At 49.0% G+C, this 17401-nt stretch carries 15 protein-coding genes and 3 pseudogenes; 15 read left to right on the forward strand and 3 right to left on the reverse strand.

Going from position 1 to position 17401, the window contains the following annotated elements; genetic code table 11:
• Positions 1-160: 160 nt before the first annotated feature.
• Together D9738_RS25270 and D9738_RS25520 are read right to left on the reverse strand one after the other, a co-directional pair.
• Positions 161-265 (reverse strand): annotated as a pseudogene (locus D9738_RS25270) (Hha/YmoA family nucleoid-associated regulatory protein); the annotation flags it as partial.
• 374 nt (positions 266-639) lie between these two features.
• A complete protein-coding gene (locus D9738_RS25520; protein ID WP_130261083.1) occupies positions 640-831 on the reverse strand; it encodes a hypothetical protein in 192 nt (63 codons plus the stop codon).
• A gap of 185 nt (positions 832-1016) precedes the next feature.
• Here D9738_RS25520 and D9738_RS20900 point away from each other — a divergent pair, with 185 nt between their 5' ends.
• Complete coding sequence (locus D9738_RS20900) at positions 1017-1223, forward strand: AlpA family transcriptional regulator (protein ID WP_001095912.1); 207 nt, start codon at positions 1017-1019, stop codon at positions 1221-1223.
• A gap of 85 nt (positions 1224-1308) precedes the next feature.
• A complete protein-coding gene (locus tag D9738_RS20905) occupies positions 1309-1881 on the forward strand; it encodes a hypothetical protein (protein ID WP_130261085.1) in 573 nt (190 codons plus the stop codon).
• Between the two features lie 121 nt (positions 1882-2002).
• Here the strand turns inward: D9738_RS20905 and D9738_RS20910 are convergent, their stop codons facing one another.
• Positions 2003-3508 (reverse strand): YfjI family protein, encoded by a 1506-nt coding sequence (locus D9738_RS20910; RefSeq protein ID WP_130261086.1) that lies wholly within the window; start codon positions 3506-3508, stop codon positions 2003-2005.
• Between the two features lie 1220 nt (positions 3509-4728).
• On the opposite strand from D9738_RS20910, the gene D9738_RS20915 reads away from it, so the two are divergent.
• The 13 genes and pseudogenes from D9738_RS20915 to D9738_RS20980 all read left to right on the forward strand — a co-directional run.
• On the forward strand, positions 4729-5601 hold the full coding sequence (locus tag D9738_RS20915; protein WP_130261087.1) for a GTPase family protein: 873 nt from the start codon (positions 4729-4731) through the stop codon (positions 5599-5601).
• A 374-nt stretch (positions 5602-5975) separates the two neighbouring features.
• Complete coding sequence (locus D9738_RS20920) at positions 5976-8822, forward strand: Ag43/Cah family autotransporter adhesin (RefSeq protein WP_130261088.1); 2847 nt, start codon at positions 5976-5978, stop codon at positions 8820-8822.
• Positions 8823-8892: 70 nt separating this feature from the next.
• Complete coding sequence (locus D9738_RS20925; protein ID WP_130261089.1) at positions 8893-9126, forward strand: DUF905 family protein; 234 nt, start codon at positions 8893-8895, stop codon at positions 9124-9126.
• Positions 9127-9215: 89 nt separating this feature from the next.
• The gene (locus D9738_RS20935) at positions 9216-10034 is read left to right on the forward strand and encodes a DUF932 domain-containing protein (RefSeq protein ID WP_130261090.1); all 819 of its coding nucleotides are present in this window, start codon (positions 9216-9218) and stop codon (positions 10032-10034) included.
• 91 nt (positions 10035-10125) lie between these two features.
• The gene (locus tag D9738_RS20940; protein WP_130261091.1) at positions 10126-10611 is read left to right on the forward strand and encodes an antirestriction protein; all 486 of its coding nucleotides are present in this window, start codon (positions 10126-10128) and stop codon (positions 10609-10611) included.
• 14 nt (positions 10612-10625) lie between these two features.
• Positions 10626-11102, forward strand: coding sequence for a RadC family protein (locus D9738_RS20945; RefSeq protein ID WP_001186768.1), 477 nt, complete (start codon positions 10626-10628; stop codon positions 11100-11102).
• Between the two features lie 68 nt (positions 11103-11170).
• On the forward strand, positions 11171-11392 hold the full coding sequence (locus D9738_RS20950) for a DUF987 domain-containing protein (protein WP_000692303.1): 222 nt from the start codon (positions 11171-11173) through the stop codon (positions 11390-11392).
• A 75-nt stretch (positions 11393-11467) separates the two neighbouring features.
• Complete coding sequence (locus D9738_RS20955; protein ID WP_130261092.1) at positions 11468-11833, forward strand: type IV toxin-antitoxin system YeeU family antitoxin; 366 nt, start codon at positions 11468-11470, stop codon at positions 11831-11833.
• Between the two features lie 89 nt (positions 11834-11922).
• The gene (locus tag D9738_RS20960) at positions 11923-12300 is read left to right on the forward strand and encodes a TA system toxin CbtA family protein (RefSeq protein ID WP_130261093.1); all 378 of its coding nucleotides are present in this window, start codon (positions 11923-11925) and stop codon (positions 12298-12300) included.
• Positions 12297-12446, forward strand: a pseudogene (locus D9738_RS20965) (DUF5983 family protein); the annotation flags it as partial. The gene D9738_RS20960 and the pseudogene D9738_RS20965, both read left to right, overlap by 4 nt.
• A gap of 75 nt (positions 12447-12521) precedes the next feature.
• Entirely contained in the window at positions 12522-12719 is a 198-nt protein-coding gene (locus D9738_RS20970; protein ID WP_109550907.1) for a DUF957 domain-containing protein, read from the forward strand.
• An 849-nt stretch (positions 12720-13568) separates the two neighbouring features.
• Complete coding sequence (locus D9738_RS25275) at positions 13569-16682, forward strand: autotransporter outer membrane beta-barrel domain-containing protein (RefSeq protein ID WP_240780607.1); 3114 nt, start codon at positions 13569-13571, stop codon at positions 16680-16682.
• A gap of 307 nt (positions 16683-16989) precedes the next feature.
• Positions 16990-17091, forward strand: a pseudogene (locus D9738_RS20980) (DUF4942 domain-containing protein); the annotation flags it as partial.
• Positions 17092-17401: the final 310 nt, after the last annotated feature.

Below are 17401 nucleotides of genomic sequence, written 5' to 3' on the forward strand. Positions count from 1 at the left end.
GATGTCGAATTATTCATTGCGACTTTATCGTTTAACGTTCCCAGTATTATCCTGGTTCCCGACAACAGGAACATATTCAGCTTTTAACAACCTGAGAAGAGCCAGAAAGAATCACAGAGCAAATAACACCCGGCGCGGTACAGCTGTGATTACCGAACGCTCAGGTAACATATTTCCAGACGGAAGCCGGAACGCGATCGTAAAGTTTGTTCATGGTCAGCTCCGCCAGTCGGTGATCAACCGCAGAGTTGAAGGCTTCCAGCTCCGCAGGGATGCCGTCAGTATACAGCTCGCAGGTGCCCTTACCCAAGCGAGTGACTCCATTGCAGCCTCTCAGTAATATTGCATTAATGCGACTTCCGGTTATCCGGACGCATCGCAATAACCCCGGAAGCCTTTCTGGTTGAGAGCGGTATAAGGGAGAGGCATTTCTCAGACTCTCACTCACCAGAGCAGATACGTTGCTCAGACGGGATTATTAATACGCTCAGTTCATGTTTTATATACAGGGACATCAGGAAATATAACTCAGAGCCTGTACTACAAGCTTTCACTGCTGATTGATTTTACATATCAGCGTTCATGTATTTGAGTTCTAATACTTACACTGCTCAACTCTCTTCTTGCACAGATCTCTTATCACTTCTTATATTTATAATACCAATCAGACAGCCTTATCCCATCGGTGATACCTGTCGCCTGCCCACCGGGCACGGGCTGACGCACCGTAACCGCCTTTGAAAACAACTCTGCAATTATCAGAACGTTTGCTTTTCCCCTCATCCTCTCGAAAGTCATCCCTTCTTTATCGTGCGTACGTGCAAAAAACATCCTTTCACAACAGCCACCGTGTATTACGGATACGCTCAGCATCATGCCCCCCGGTTAATCTCCCGGCGGGAACATTCCCCTACTAATTTTTTACGTTTCTCCCTGGTTGTTATGCCGGTGAAGGTGGTGCGTCGTTTTCATCACCAACGCCGGGTGAGATTAACAACATCCGGAGGAACATTTTCATGAATACCCCCGTTTCGCTGATGGATGACCAGATGGTCGACATGGCATTTATCACTCAACTGACCGGCTTAACCGATAAGTGGTTTTACAAGCTCATCAAGGACGGAGCCTTTCCGGCTCCCATCAAACTGGGCCGCAGTTCCCGCTGGCTGAAAAGTGAAGTGGAAGCCTGGCTGCAGGCGCGTATTGCACAGTCCCGCCCGTAATTCCTGACCGTTATCCGTTCAACCGCAGCGAATGCATTATCCGGCCTCCGGAGGCATTCTGCTGCGCGCTAAAGGAGAGAATATTATGCAAAAACTTGAAAACCGGTGTGACCTGCTGCTCATCCAGCATCAGAAATGGATGACAAATGTGACCCGGCTTATCGTCGCTCATGGAATGGGTTCTCCGCATCTTCATGGCTATCACCGCCTGACCCTGGCCCGCTTTTTTCTGCCGGAAAAAGGTGCCATCATCTCAGTGGCACCACAGGGACTCTATCAGGTGGTCAACCCGGGAACGCCACCGTTTCTTCCTGCCATTCAGGAAGGGTTAATGACCAGCATTCAGACTCATGAAATCATGCTGCTTACACATTTTAACCTGGGCGGCGTTTTACTCAGTGAACTACATCGTCTGGGTGAAAAACGCCTGGCAAACAGGCTGAACAGCCTGCTCCGGCGTTTCGACGATCGTGATCTCTACCACACGCTGATATGGCTGTGCTGGTATGATCTGATGTGTGCTGGCTCCATGCAACCCTGGACTGACGAGTTAAAGTATAAGTCACACGCAGAGCTTGAAAGCTGGGCTGTGTCGCGCAAACGGGAAAAGCGCGAGCTTGAACTGATGATTGACGAGTACCTGTTATACGCCTGTTGATTCATAACGCTCCCGGGGCTCCGCGCATTCTCTTTTCCTCCGTCACCATCATACAGAAGCAAGTGGTGACGGACATACCGCGATACAATCACTGAATAATCAATCTCAGCAATACGAGACATTATGGCCGAAAGAGTTGCTCTTTCCATTCTCTCAGTTTGTGACTGTGATAGCCCTGATCGTAACACGCCTTCAACTCAGACAACGTGATATTGTTTACCTCGGAAAGCAGGACATAGGTTGTTTTACCTTCTCTCTCAATAGAAAGCTTTAACTGAGACGCAAGAATGTTCAACAGTGCGTTCAGTTTTTTTCTGTTTCTGAAACGCCCTGGGCCACACTGGAGAATATAATTTTTTTTGACACGAGGTGGGCATTCTCCACGGCATTCCTCAATGAGCCAGTCAAGCAACTCCTGCGCGTCCTGCCGCTGCAGTTCAGATTCATCAGGTAGCGCAAATAATTTTTTATATTCATCTGTATACCACGAGCTTATTTCTATAGCAGACGTCATGATATCAGCAGTTACTTTCCCTTCACCATGGCTAAAATACTGAAATAACGCTGCAATTCTCGCAATGTTTTCTGTTTTTTTTGAAACATGTCCCCGAAATGCACTTAACGGCCCGGAGGGGGATAAATCCCGCTCCAGTGCATTATAGTGCTCAATAAATATTTTTTGCGCTTCAGGAGAAAAATGCAGGCAATACCGTTCATCCTTACTTGTTTTATCAATGCTGTCCCTGGCTATTTCCATTAATCTTTCATGAAAAGCTGTTAATGATTCCCCCGGGGTCACTGCCCCGTTAATAAAACGTGTCCCCTGAGTGGTTGCCGGTTTACTGATAAGACAGCGTGCAAGAAAACCACTGTCTCTGGCAACAGAACCTTTTCGCTCCATATATCGGTCAAAAAGACCTGGTTGCACCATGAGGGATAACGTCATTCTGGCATTTTCAATCAAAAACTCGGGTTCATTCTTTCTGTCCACAGACAATACTGAGCCATCCCACATTTTGTTAATAAAAGGCAGCTCAGACAAAGTATACCCATCAAATATCATACCGGCTTCATCTGACATAATGCCAACCGAACGCCATTCACCACAAAGCTGCTCCTTAATTGCTGCAGTCGTAGCATCATTAAAAATGAATTTATACCTTACAGGTTTTTCCGCACAGCTTTTCTGAAGTGCCTCCAGTTGCCTGAGGGTTTCTGACTCATCAGCCCCCTTGCGGAGCTCTTTGTTCAGTTTTGACAACAATGCTTTTTTTTGAACCTTTAAAAGCTCTTCCTTGTTTTTCCAGGTATTCAGTTCATTTTGGTATCTGGAATATAACAATATCTCCTGCTGGTACAGGGGCTCCATTAATAACTTGTCCACTGCGGTTTTTCGTTCTCCGGACTCTGCAAGCGTCAGTAAGAAAAGAGAAACCGGCCCCCGCAGATTATTCAACCTGCAGACATCAATCTGATGCTGACAGACAAGCGAAACCGCACCCAATGCAGACGATGCCACAAGGCCCATGGGAGCCTGTGTGATTTGCTGGGCTTCAATAACGGCATCACGAATAAGTGGAGGAAGTGAGCGCAGAGGGAATTCATCAACAGGCTGAAAGAGTAACATAATAACCTCACAAAACAGGCAAAACATGAAAACGCTGCTATTTTTGCTATTAATAGCAAAAATAGCAGCCAGTTCAATATCAGCTAAAATTTTTATTGATTTTTGATTAAATTATAACCAGAGCGTGTTTTGCCGCCACGGGAAGGGAAAATGAATCTGTGCGCCCCCATTGCTCCGTCTGGTTCCCCCCGGATCACACTTGCTGATTAAAATTCACATAACAAAGCGCATACGAAAAAGCATCGTTTCGGGTGTTGCGGATATCTGTTTCCTGCCAGGGAACACCATAAACAAAAAAACCAGAATAACACCTTAAGGAAGCAACAACCGCCCTGAAGGATAATAAAATAAAGAAGACGACAGATATTCCCCCTGTATACGGTACTCTATGAATATATATAAATCCATCCTTATAAAAAACGAAAAATATTTACACCTAACACACTCAGAGAAATAAAAAAATGACACACATACCAATACAGATAAAACATAACCTGTTTTCCATGGACATCCCCGCATTATCGCCAGACAGTGATAAAAATGAATCATAACAGTTTTTTTGACAAAAATAAAAACACACCTTCAATTTTTCACATCAGCATCCTGCCTTAATAAGGCGCAAACACACGATGACATTTCAAGACCAGAAATAAAAACAATTATTGCATTATAAAACACTCACGCAGACAATAAAACATCAACAGGCATTATCTGCACCAACACAAAATATTCATCAAAATATTTAACAGGACATCATACATCACTGAATATCCTTCATGCATCATCACCACAAGAAAAAAACGGACACAGGGTAAATATCTCATCCTGAGAAGCGAAATAATAAATACATTTAACAGTTACGTATTACCATGAAGGGATGTACTGAACAACCCGGCATTAATGGGTATTATTGCGCGCACTCCTCCGATGAAAATACACAACAGAAGTAAAATCATTATAAACGCAATTTTCATTAACTCTCTCAGACAACCATGTATAACCTCCGCAAAATGCTGAAAAATACTCACATCAGTAAACATGAACACACCTGATAATCAGGCTGTCAGATGAATGATTTTTCCCTTTTACGGGATAGTCAGCCTGCCGTTGAACAATGATCAAATCGATTCAAAATAATTTCAGACAGATATTATCGTTGTGAGTCCCCCGCCTCCTTTCCGGTGTGCGGGGTTTTGTCTTTTTTCACCGGGAATACATGTATGAATCCGTCTGATGCCATTGAGGCGATTGAAAAACCACTTTCTTCCCTGCCTTATTCGCTTTCCCGTCACATCCTGGAACATCTGCGTAAACTCACTCACCACGAACCCGTGATTGGCATTATGGGTAAAAGCGGGGCCGGTAAATCCTCACTCTGTAATGCGCTGTTTCAGGGAGAGGTCACCCCGGTCAGCGATGTTCACGCCGGTACCCGGGAAATGCAGCGTTTCCGTCTGAGTGGCCACGGTCACAGCATGGTTATCACTGACCTGCCCGGGGTGGGCGAGAACCGGAACAGGGATGCAGAGTACGAAGCCCTGTACCGTGACATTCTGCCTGAACTGGACCTGGTATTGTGGCTGATTAAAGCCGATGACCGTGCCCTGTCTGTGGATGAGTATTTCTGGCGACACATACTGCACCGGGGACATCAGCGGGTACTGTTTGTGGTGACGCAGGCCGACAAAACGGAGCCCTGCCATGAATGGGATATGGCCGGTATTCAGCCTTCTCCCGCACAGGCACAGAATATTCGCGAAAAAACGGAGGCGGTATTCCGTCTGTTCCGGCCCGTACATCCGGTTGTTGCCGTATCGGCCCGCACCGGCTGGGAACTAGATACGCTGGTCAGTGCGCTCATGACAGCGCTTCCTGACCATGCCGCCAGTCCCCTGATGACCCGCCTGCAGGACGAGCTGCGCACGGAATCTGTCCGCTCTCAGGCCCGTGAACAGTTCACCGGTGCGGTGGACCGGATATTTGACACGGCGGAGAGCGTCTGTATTGCCTCTGTTGCACGCACGGTTCTGCGTGCCGTCCGTGACACGGTGGTTTCTGTTGCCCGCGCTGTATGGAACTGGATTTTCTTCTGAACAGTCTGTTCAGGTGTAAATGCATGATTACATGAAGTTAACCAACTGAAAACATGACACAAACGCCTCTCCCCCCTCCTCTTTCTCTTGCGTGATCGCCCTGCTGTTAATAGAATAAAACGATCGATAAAACAGGTATCGATCGTTATCATCGATCGTTTATAGTGGTTAATAGCCTGCGAAAAGGCAGTTGAATCTCTTCATCATGCAGAACGGAATTGCACACAACGGACTGATACTTCTCTGGCGGATGAGAGAGGGGAAACATTTATGTCCAGGAAAAACCACTTTATCTGACCATGCTGTTTTGTACCTGCCGGTATCCACTTTTGTGGGTACCGGCTTTTTTATTCATCCTCTGTAAGGAAAAGCTGATGAAACGACATCTGAACACCAGCTACAGGCTGGTATGGAATCACATTACGGGCACCCTGGTGGTGGCTTCCGAACTGGCCCGCTCACGGGGAAAACGCGCCGGTGTGGCGGTTGCTCTGTCTTTTGCTGCTGTCACGTCAGTCCCGGCACTGGCTGCTGACACAGTTGTACAGGCGGGAGAAACCGTGAGCGGCGGAACACTGGCAAATCATGACAACCAGATTGTCTTCGGTACGACCAACGAAATGACCATCAGTACCGGGCTGGAGTATGGGCCGGATAACGAGGCCAATACAGGCGGGCAATGGATACAAAATGGCGGTATCGCCAACAACACTACTGTCACCGATGGTGGTCTACAGAGGGTGAATGCCGGAGGAAGCGTTTCAGATACGGTTATCAGTGCCGGAGGCGGACAGAGCCTTCAGGGGCTGGCAGTGAACACCACTCTGAACGGCGGTGAGCAGTGGGTACATGAAGGCGGAATTGCAACTGGTACCGTCATTAATGAGAAGGGCTGGCAGGCCGTCAAATCCGGCGCAATGGCAACCGACACAATTGTGAATACCGGCGCGGAAGGGGGACCAGATGCTGAAAATGGTGATACCGGGCAGTTTGTTCGCGGAAATGCTGTACGTACCACCATCAATAAAAATGGTCGTCAGATTGTGGTAGCCACCGGAGTGGCAAATACCACGGTGGTTTATGCCGGCGGCGACCAGACTGTACATGGCCACGCGCTGGATACCACGCTGAATGGTGGTAATCAGTATGTACACAACGGCGGTACAGCGTCTGACACTGTTGTGAACAGTGACGGCTGGCAGATTGTCAAGGAAGGTGGTCTGGCGGATTTCACCACCGTTAACCAGAAAGGCAAACTGCAGGTGAACGCCGGTGGTACAGCCACGAATGTCACCCTGAAGCAGGGGGGCGCACTGGTCACCAGTACGGCGGCAACCGTCACCGGTAGCAACCGTCTGGGCAATTTCGCGGTGGAAAACGGTAAGGCTGACGGTGTTGTTCTGGAGTCCGGTGGTCGCCTGGATGTACTGGAGGGCCATTCAGCCTGGAAAACCCTGGTGGATGACGGCGGTACCCTGGCAGTGTCTGCCGGTGGTAAGGCGACAGGTGTCACCATGACATCTGGTGGTGCCCTGATTGCAGACAGTGGTGCCACTGTTGAGGGGACCAATGCCAGCGGTAAGTTCAGTATTGATGGCATATCCGGTCAGGCCAGTGGACTGCTGCTGGAAAATGGCGGCAGCTTTACGGTCAATGCCGGGGGACAGGCCAGCAACACCACTGTCGGACATCATGGAACACTGACGCTGGCTGCCGGGGGAAGTCTGAGTGGCAGAACACAACTCAGTAAAGGCGCCAGTATGGTACTGAATGGTGATGTGGTCAGTGCCGGCGATATTGTTAACGCAGGGGAGATTCGCTTTGATAATCAGACGACACCGGATGCAGTGCTGAGTCGTGCTGTTGCAGAAAGCAACTCCCCGGTAACGTTCCATAAACTGACCACCACGAATCTCACCGGTCAGGGCGGCACCATCAATATGCGTGTTCGCCTTGATGGCAGTAATGCCTCAGACCAGCTGGTAATTAATGGTGGTCAGGCAACCGGCAAAACCTGGCTTGCGTTCACAAATGTCGAAAACAGCAACCTCGGGGTGGCAACCACCGGACAGGGTATCCGGGTTGTGGATGCACAGAATGGTGCCACCACAGAAGAAGGTGCGTTTGCCCTGAGTCGTCCGCTTCAGGCCGGCGCCTTTAACTATACCCTGAACCGTGACAGCGATGAAGACTGGTACCTGCGCAGTGAAAATGCTTATCGTGCTGAAGTCCCCCTGTATGCCTCCATGCTGACACAGGCAATGGACTATGACCGGATACTGGCAGGCTCCCGCAGCCATCAGACCGGTGCAAATGGTGAAAATAACAGCGTCCGCCTCAGCATTCAGGGCGGTCATCTTGGTCACGATAACAACGGTGGTATTGCCCGTGGGGCCACGCCGGAAAGCAGCGGCAGCTATGGCTTCGTCCGTCTGGAGAGTGACTTGCTCAGAACAGAGGTTGCCGGTATGTCTCTGACGACAGGGGTATATGGTGCTGCAGGCCATTCTTCCGTTGATGTTAAGGATGATGGTGGCTCCCGCGTCGGCACGGTGCGGGATGATGCCGGCAGTCTGGGCGGGTATCTGAATCTGGTACACACGTCTTCCGGCCTGTGGGCTGACATTGTGGCACAGGGAACCCGCCACAGCATGAAAGCGTCATCGGACAATAACGACTTCCGCGCCCGGGGCTGGGGCTGGCTGGGCTCACTGGAAACCGGTCTGCCCTTCAGTATCACTGACAATCTGATGCTGGAGCCACAACTGCAGTACACCTGGCAGGGGCTCTCCCTGGATGACGGCCAGGATAACGCCGGTTATGTGAAGTTCGGGCATGGCAGTGCACAACATGTGCGTGCCGGTTTCCATCTGGGCAGCCACAACGATATGACCTTTGGTGAAGGCACCTCATCCCGTGACACTCTGCACGACAGTGCAAAACACAGTGTGAGTGAACTGCCTGTGAACTGGTGGGTACAGCCTTCTGTTATCCGCACTTTCAGCTCCCGGGGCGGCATGAGCATGGGGACAGCTGCAGCCGGCAGTAACATGACGTTCTCACCCTCACAGAATGGCACATCACTGGACCTGCAGGCCGGACTGGAAGCCCGCATCCGGGGAAATATCACCCTGGGGGTACAGGCCGGTTATGCCCACAGCGTCAGCGGCAGCAGCGCTGAAGGCTATAACGGTCAGGCCACGCTGAATGTGACCTTCTGATAATCAGGTCACTCCCCTTCAGGCCCCGGTCATAATGACCGGGGCCTTTTACTTTCAGGGAGCAACAGATATGCCGGGCTGTACATCACATTTATTGCCCGGAGGCCCTTTCTCACGCGAACAGGCGGTGGCTGTCACAACAGCTTACCGCAATGTGCTTATTGAAGATGACCAGGGAACGCATTTCCGGCTGGTTATCCGCAATGCTGAAGGTCAGCTACGCTGGCGCTGCTGGAATTTTGAGCCCGATGCCGGCAAACAACTTAATGTGTGGCTCGCCAGTGAAGGGCTTCTCAGACAATAAACGTCATTCATTTCACCCATCAGGCCGCGTCTTCTCCGGGAGACGCGGCTTTTTCATTTATAGCGATTGATCATTCACAAGGAGCAATTATGCGATTAGCCAGTCGTTTTGGTTATGCGAACCAGATACGCCGTGACCGTCCGCTGACACACGAAGAACTGATGCACCATGTACCGAGTATTTTCGGTGAAGACCGGCATACCTCCCGCAGCGAACGGTATGCGTACATTCCCACCATCACCGTGCTGGAAAGCCTGCAGCGGGAAGGCTTTCAGCCATTCTTCGCCTGCCAGACCCGCGTACGTGATCCGGGCCGCCGGGGATACACCAAACACATGCTGCGTCTGCGGCGGGCCGGAGAGATAAACGGACAGCATGTGCCTGAAATTATTCTGCTCAACTCTCATGACGGTACCTCCAGTTACCAGATGCTGCCGGGTTACTTCCGCTTCGTCTGCCAGAACGGCTGCGTCTGTGGTCAGTCTCTGGGGGAAGTGCGTGTTCCACACCGGGGAGACGTGGTGGAGAAAGTTATTGAAGGGGCTTACGAAGTAGTGGGCGTTTTTGACCGGATTGAGGAAAAGCGTGATGCCATGCAGTCGCTGATTCTGCCGCCGCAGGCACGTCAGGCGCTGGCACAGGCAGCCCTGACTTACCGTTATGGTGATGAGCATCAGCCGGTCACCACCGCTGACATTCTGACACCGCGACGCAGGGAGGATTACGGCAAGGACCTGTGGAGTGCTTATCAGACCATCCAGGAGAATATGCTGAAAGGTGGGATTTCCGGTCGCAGTGCCAGAGGAAAACGTATCCATACCCGGGCCATTCACAGCATCGATACCGACATTAAGCTCAACCGGGCATTGTGGGTGATGGCAGAAACACTGCTGGAGAGCATGCGCTGATGCCGTTTCCCTGAAAGTGCAGCCCTGACTCACGTCTGTCCCTTCCCCCGGGCATTCTTCCATTCATTTACTTTTTATAAGGAATAATCTCATGACAACCTTTTCGCATAACTCCATCACACCTTCTGTTTCCGTAACCGCTGCATCAGGGAATAACCAGCCTCGGCTGGTTGCCAGCCTCGTCCCTGATGAACAACGTATCAGCTTCTGGCCGCAGCATTTTGGCCTCATCCCACAGTGGGTGACCCTGGAGCCCCGTATCTTCGGCTGGATGGACCGTCTGTGTGAAGACTACTGCGGTGGTATCTGGAATCTGTACACCCTGAACAACGGTGGCGCATTTATGGCGCCCGAACCGGATGACGATGATGACGAAAACTGGGTACTGCTCAATGCCATGAACGGTAACCGCGCTGAAATGAGCCCGGAAGCCGCCGGCATTGCCGCCTGTCTGATGACGTACAGTCATCATGCCTGTCGTACGGAGTGTTATGCCATGACGGTTCATTATTACCGTCTGCGGGACTACGCCCTGCAGCATCCGGAATGCAACGCCATTATGCGCATCATTGACTGAAAGGGGCCGGAACAATGCAACAGCTTTCCTTTCTGCCCGGAGAGATGACGCCCGGTGAGCGCAGCCTCATTCAGCGGGCCCTGAAAACCCTGGACCGCCATCTTCATGAACCCGGCGTGGCCTTCACCTCCACCCGTGCGGCACGGGAATGGCTGATTCTGAACATGGCGGGACTGGAGCGTGAAGAGTTCCGGGTGCTGTATCTGAACAACCAGAATCAGCTGATTGCCGGTGAAACCCTCTTCACCGGCACCATCAACCGCACGGAAGTTCATCCCCGGGAGGTGATTAAACGCGCCCTGTACCACAATGCCGCTGCCGTGGTGCTGGCGCACAATCATCCGTCAGGTGAAGTCACACCCAGTAAGGCTGACCGCCTTATTACGGAACGTCTGGTACAGGCACTGGCCCTGGTGGATATCCGGGTGCCGGACCATCTGATAATCGGTGGCAGCCAGGTTTTCTCCTTTGCGGAACACGGTCTGCTTTAACCCGTCACCATCACAACCACATCACACTTGTTTTCACTTTTATCTTCTGTCTTCAGAGGTATCCCATCATGAAAATTATCACCCGTGGTGAAGCCATGCGTATTCACCAACAGCATCCTGCATCCCGTCTTTTTCCGTTCTGTACCGGTAAATACCGCTGGCACGGCAGTGCTGAGACCTATACCGGTCGTGAAGTGCAGGATATTCCCGGTGTGCTGGCCGTGTTTGCTGAACGCCGTAAGGACAGTTTTGGCCCGTATGTCCGACTGATGAGCGTCACCCTGAACTGAGTCAGGGCATTCTGATGAGCAGAATTATCGCCACCACCGGACCATTCTTAACCGATTTTCTGTGAGGATTTTATCGTGTCAGACACGCACCATGAGACAACTCATCCCGATAACAACAACCGCCTCTGGTGGGGGCTGCCCTGCACCGTGACGCCCTGTTTCGGGGCACGTCTGGTGCAGGAGGGTAACCGGTTGCATTACCTTGCAGACCGCGCCGGTATCAGAGGCCGGTTCAGCGATGCGGATTCGTACCACCTGGACCAGACCTTTCCGCTGCTGATGAAACAACTGGAGCTCATGCTCACCAGTGGTGAACTCAGCCCCCGCTATCAGCATACCGTCACGTTGTATGCGAAAGGACTGACCTGCGAAGCCGATACCCTGGGCTCCTGTGGTTACGTTTATATGGCTGTTTATCCGACGCCCGAAACGAAAACGTAAACCACCAGGATAACCCTCTGCTCCGGCCAAGTGCTTTCATCACGCCACTTTCCCATTTTTCATCTCTGCATATCAGGAAAATCTTCAGTATGAAAACATTACCCGACACACACATACGGGAGGCATCGAGCTGCCCGTCTCCCGTAACCATCTGGCAGACACTGCTCACCCGACTGCTGGACCAGCACTACGGCCTCACGCTGAATGACACACAGTTCGCTGATGAACGTGTGATTGAGCAGCATATTGAAGCTGGCATTTCACTGTGTGATGCGGTGAACTTTCTCGTTGAAAAATACGCGCTGGTACGTACCGACCAGCCGGGATTCAGCGCCTGTACCCACTCTCAGTTAATAAACAGTATCGATATCCTCCTGGCTCGTCGGGCGACCGACCTGATGACCCGCGACAATTACAGAACGGTAAATAACATTACCCTGGGTAAGCATCCGGAGGCGAAACGATGAAACTGGCCCTGACGCTGGAAGCCGACAGCGTTAACGTACAGGCACTGAACATGGGGCGAATCGTCGTTGACGTCGATGGTATTGAGCTCGCTGAACTGATTAACAAAGTCGCTGAAAACGGTTATTCACTCCGCGTGGTGGATGAACGTGACGCTACCGAAACACCGGCGACTTCTGCCAGCCCTCATCAGTTGCCGGAAGACAATACAGTGATACAGAGCGTGATGCCATTAACCACTGAAACAGCGCTGGATATCCTCATTGCGTGGCTGCAGGACAATATCGACTGCGAGTCCGGAATTATTTTCGACAACGACGAGAATAAAACGGATTCAGTTACACTGTTACCCTGTATTAAGCAGGCGCGACAGGATGTCCGTACCCTGCGCCATATGCAACTTCTGCACAAGAGCCGGTGAGTCTCACTCACCGCACTTCATTCCCCTGACGCCAGCCTGAACACGGCTGGCATTTTCGTTTATAAACAAAAAGGAAAACCATTATGCCAGATATAAATGTCTCCTGCCCGGAAGTGGATTCCGGGTATATTGATGTTATTTGCTCTACCAGTATCAGACATATTGAGACCGAATAAATCCCCGCATTACAGGAAAAAACGACTGACAACTAACTAAAACCTTAGCGCTAACAAAAAATTATAAATAAAAGCACTATTAAACAGAGCATGAAACCGGGATACTGGCGCAGTTATTACCCGCCATATCATTCGGAATGACCGGTTCATCCTTACCAGGCATTTCAAAACAAACAAAAACAATTAAAATGACCACATAAAACAAACATCTCAAACCTATAAGCCCCCACAACCTTTTCACTATTTATATTAAAAGTTAAAACATTAGTGTCTTTAACACCTGAATAAGAAAACATGGAGATACCGAAAGACAAAACAAGCACCAGTATGCGAAGAATGTCTTCGCGGAAGCATTATTAACAAAAGAAAAACCAAGCATCAACACGAGCAACAAAAAAATAACACAGCCAGAAATAAATAGCTCGCAAACCAGTTTTGCGCAGCGAATAACTATTCACAACATAGGACGCATACTGAATATCAATACGCCATTTCTAAAAATACTCACCCAAACATTATTACATTTACTGAAATTTGTATTTTTTAACAAAACACAGTATTATCCCGGCGTTTAATACTGTCCAGTATATAACAACGCTTATAAACATCTACTAACGTAGTAAACTATTTTTATATTTACACATCCAGCCAGTTATAATTACTGAGGTTATCTATGTTACCTTCTGTTTACAAAAAGAAAAACAAGAAACACTTCGGAAGTTCCCCCTCCCGTTTAACGCTTTTATCAACCATAATTGGCGCTTTATTATCAAATGCTTATGCCTCGACCTCTTCTGAGAAAATCGACCTTGATGGAAAAGAACAAATCGAGACATCTGATATAGATATTGATACAGGAGTAAAAATTGGCAAAAATGGATATGCCGTATCCGTTCAAAACTCAGGGAAATTAACTACTGAAGGGAATGTTAAACTATCTACAGCTGGAAAAAATGCGTTTGCCATCTCCGTTTCAAATAACTCATCCCTGACCATTAATAATGGTGCATCTATTGCAACAAGCGGTAAAAATGCTACTGGTATCAATATTGAAAACTCAAACGGCTTAATCGAAGGGGGCAATATTGTAACCTCTGGTGATAATGCCAGAGGCGTTGTTATTTCTGGTGAAAATAGTCAGTTCTCAATTAATAATTCAATCATTACAACTCAAGGAGAGAACAGCAATGCGTTTCTGTGGGGAGCTCGCGGTATCTCAGCCGAAAACAAAGGCTCTGTTTCTGTAAATAACACCCAAATTAAAACTGAAGGTTCAGGGGCTTTTGGCGTATTTACATCATCTGGTGCTTCAGTTGAGCTAACGGATACAAAAATCACTACATCTGGTAAAAATGCCTATGGATTACGTTCAGATGGAGTGAATTCTACAATCACTGCCTCAAAAGGGCTTCAGATTGTTACTTCCGGCAACCAGGCCCATGCAGTATCTTCTTTGAATAATGGACATATAAATCTTGGAACAGGCGCTTCCATTGAAACTAAGGGAGAGCAAGCTGACGCAATCCAAATCACCGGAAATAACGGTGGAACATTAACTGGTGATAGTGTTTCAATCCAAACCACTGGCTATGCTGCGAAAGGGATATACGTTGCAGCCATCTCTCCTTCTGATTCATCCCCTGACTCACATGCAGTTCTAACAGGATCATCAACGATCTATACATCGGGTGACGATTCAATTGCCATATGGGGGCATGGAAAAACCGCCCATATTGACGTTGAAAAGGTTGCCATTAACACCATTGGTAATTATGCATACGGTATAAATGCACAAAATAATGCTACTGTAAATGCCAGTACAGCTCAGATTACCACTGGTGGAAGCAGGTCATATGGTGTGGTAGCAAATGATGGTGGAAAAATCACGCTTGGTTCCGGAAGCTCGATTACAACAAGTGGTGATTACTCTCATGGGTTGTGGGCAAGTGATAGTAATACAGTTATTCAGGGTGAAAACATATCTGTACACACATCGGGCAACGGTGCAGATTCAGTAGTTGCGACCGACAATGGTAAAGCTGAATTCAGCCAGAAAGATGGGGTAATAATTAGTGAAAAAGGAGCCAACTTTAGTGCATCCGGGGGTACTATTGTTGCCACATTAGACGGCAGTCAAATCATCAACAGCGGTACTTTCATTTTGTCAGCCAGTAATAATACTGGCTCCGGTGGAAACATTTCCGTTACAACCAAGAATGTTTCATTTAATGGCGATATCAGAGCAGATGAAAAGAGCTCTGCCAACCTTTCTTTAGAGAATTCACGCTGGACGGGAAGCGCATCAAATGGTGGTACTGTTAATTTAGACGAGAACAGTATCTGGAAGATGGCAGGTAATTCAGATATTGCTCAACTTAGCAACAATGGTTCTGTATACCTGGGGCAAAACGCCCAAAACACGCTAACAATAAATGGTGATTATACCAGTAAGAATGGTCACATCTATTTTTCAGGCATTCTCGGCGATGATGACTCATCAGTAGATAAATTAATTGTTAAAGGGAATACAGATGGTAAAACCTTTGTCACTGTAAAAGATATCGGAGGCGTTGGTGCACAGACACTTAATGGTATTGAGATTATCCATGTTGATGGTCAATCAAACGGAGAGTTTATCCAGAGCAACCGTATAGCTGCCGGTGCTTATGACTACACGCTGGGGCGTGGTCAGGGAAGCAACAGTGGTAACTGGTATCTGACCAGCGGTAAAAATACGCCGGAACCAACACCGACGCCTGACCCGGACACCAGACCTGAACCTGCACCGGGTGGTTATGATAATGATCTTCGTCCGGAAGCCGGTTCCTATACGGCCAATATGGCTGCAGTAAACACCATGTTCGTGACCCGTCTTCATGAACGTCTGGGGCCGATGCAGTACACCGATGTCATGACCGGTGAGACGAAAAATACCAGCATGTGGATGCGCCACGAAGGGGGACATAACCGCTGGCATGATGGTACAGGCCAGCTGAAAACACAGGGTAACCGTTATGTTGTTCAACTGGGGGGAGACATTGCACAATGGGGCTGGGGAGAAACTGACCGCTGGCACCTTGGTGTTATGGCCGGTTACGGTAACGAGCATAACAATACGGACTCTGTGCGCACCGGATACCGCTCAAAAGGCAGTGTGAACGGATACAGCACAGGTCTGTATGCCACTTGGTTTGCCAATGATGAAACACATAATGGGGCTTATCTGGATACGTGGGCACAGTACGGCTGGTTTGACAACCGTGTGAAAGGCGATGGATTGCCGGGCGAGTCCTGGAAATCAAAAGGTCTGACGGCTTCACTGGAGGCCGGTTATACCTGGAAAGCGGGTGAGTTCAGCGGCAGCCATGGCAGCCTGAATGAATGGTATGTTCAGCCTCAGGCACAGGTTGTCTGGATGGGTGTAAAAGCAGATGAACACCGTGAAAGCAACGGTACCCGTGTTGAGAACACCGGTGACGGTAACGTCCGTACCCGTCTGGGTGTGAAAACCTGGATTAAAGGACACAACAGAATGGACGACGGTAAATCCCGTGAGTTCCGTCCGTTCGTAGAGGTGAACTGGCTGCACAACACCCGTGAATTTGGTACCCGCATGAACGGCGTGACGGTACATCAGGACGGTGCCCGCAATATCGGGGAAGTGAAAGCCGGTGTTGAAGGGCAGATAAATGACCGTCTGAATCTGTGGGGTAATGTGGGTGTTCAGGCTGGTGACAAGGGGTACAGCGACACCTCAGCCATGCTGGGTGTGAAGTACACTTTCTGAGTACGGTGAATATCTGACAGACAGGAGCAGGCCACGGATGGCTGCATCTTATCTGAGACATAACCTGTTATGTATGCTTTTAACATACCTACTACATTTATCAACATTACGACAGATGAAATCATTCCTGAGCTGAAACCGCAATAATGACGTCCACGGAAAAAACGTTATTCGTTTGGCTGAATGCTTCCCACTGCAACATATGGAAAGATATACGTCCCCTTCACCATCCAGTGGTGTTAACCTGGCATGCAGAAATCATCGGTTCTATCTGTATCAGCAACGTTCTGGTTATACGTAATAGCATAAGAAAGGTCGTGCGCACATCACGCTCAGGAAACCAAAGCTGGTTGACGGACTGAATGATATTATTGCAAAACACTATCCAGAAATGCTGCCTACAAGATAGCTTAATTTCTGACATAATCATTGCAGCAGCCCCCTCACAACCTGTAAGGCTAACTTACAAGTTCAGTAGACGGAATATTGCTGCTTTACTATAGGGACAGGAATCTCAAAGTGGCACAGGATCCCTCCTTCTCCACAAGCAAAATCATTTGGGGGCATAACAGGGGGCATCTAGAAAAATCAGTAGGATAAAATCCATTTATAACAATACAGTTAACCATCAAATACGACTCCTGTGATCTCCGCCAAAATGCCTCTTCTGACGTTCACCAATCCCTTGTAATACCGTTTAAAGCAGATAATTTCTTCTG

The sequence above is a fragment of the Escherichia sp. E10V5 genome (assembly GCF_004212315.1).
GTDB lineage: Bacteria > Pseudomonadota > Gammaproteobacteria > Enterobacterales > Enterobacteriaceae > Escherichia.

Coding starts and splice junctions, on each gene's coding strand:
- D9738_RS25520 (WP_130261083.1), bottom strand. CDS start 831: ATGTTTTTTGCACGTACGCACGATAAAGAAGGGATGACTTTCGAGAGG.
- D9738_RS20900 (WP_001095912.1), top strand. CDS start 1,017: ATGAATACCCCCGTTTCGCTGATGGATGACCAGATGGTCGACATGGCA.
- D9738_RS20905 (WP_130261085.1), top strand. CDS start 1,309: ATGCAAAAACTTGAAAACCGGTGTGACCTGCTGCTCATCCAGCATCAG.
- D9738_RS20910 (WP_130261086.1), bottom strand. CDS start 3,508: ATGTTACTCTTTCAGCCTGTTGATGAATTCCCTCTGCGCTCACTTCCT.
- D9738_RS20915 (WP_130261087.1), top strand. CDS start 4,729: ATGAATCCGTCTGATGCCATTGAGGCGATTGAAAAACCACTTTCTTCC.
- D9738_RS20920 (WP_130261088.1), top strand. CDS start 5,976: ATGAAACGACATCTGAACACCAGCTACAGGCTGGTATGGAATCACATT.
- D9738_RS20925 (WP_130261089.1), top strand. CDS start 8,893: ATGCCGGGCTGTACATCACATTTATTGCCCGGAGGCCCTTTCTCACGC.
- D9738_RS20935 (WP_130261090.1), top strand. CDS start 9,216: ATGCGATTAGCCAGTCGTTTTGGTTATGCGAACCAGATACGCCGTGAC.
- D9738_RS20940 (WP_130261091.1), top strand. CDS start 10,126: ATGACAACCTTTTCGCATAACTCCATCACACCTTCTGTTTCCGTAACC.
- D9738_RS20945 (WP_001186768.1), top strand. CDS start 10,626: ATGCAACAGCTTTCCTTTCTGCCCGGAGAGATGACGCCCGGTGAGCGC.
- D9738_RS20950 (WP_000692303.1), top strand. CDS start 11,171: ATGAAAATTATCACCCGTGGTGAAGCCATGCGTATTCACCAACAGCAT.
- D9738_RS20960 (WP_130261093.1), top strand. CDS start 11,923: ATGAAAACATTACCCGACACACACATACGGGAGGCATCGAGCTGCCCG.
- D9738_RS25275 (WP_240780607.1), top strand. CDS start 13,569: ATGTTACCTTCTGTTTACAAAAAGAAAAACAAGAAACACTTCGGAAGT.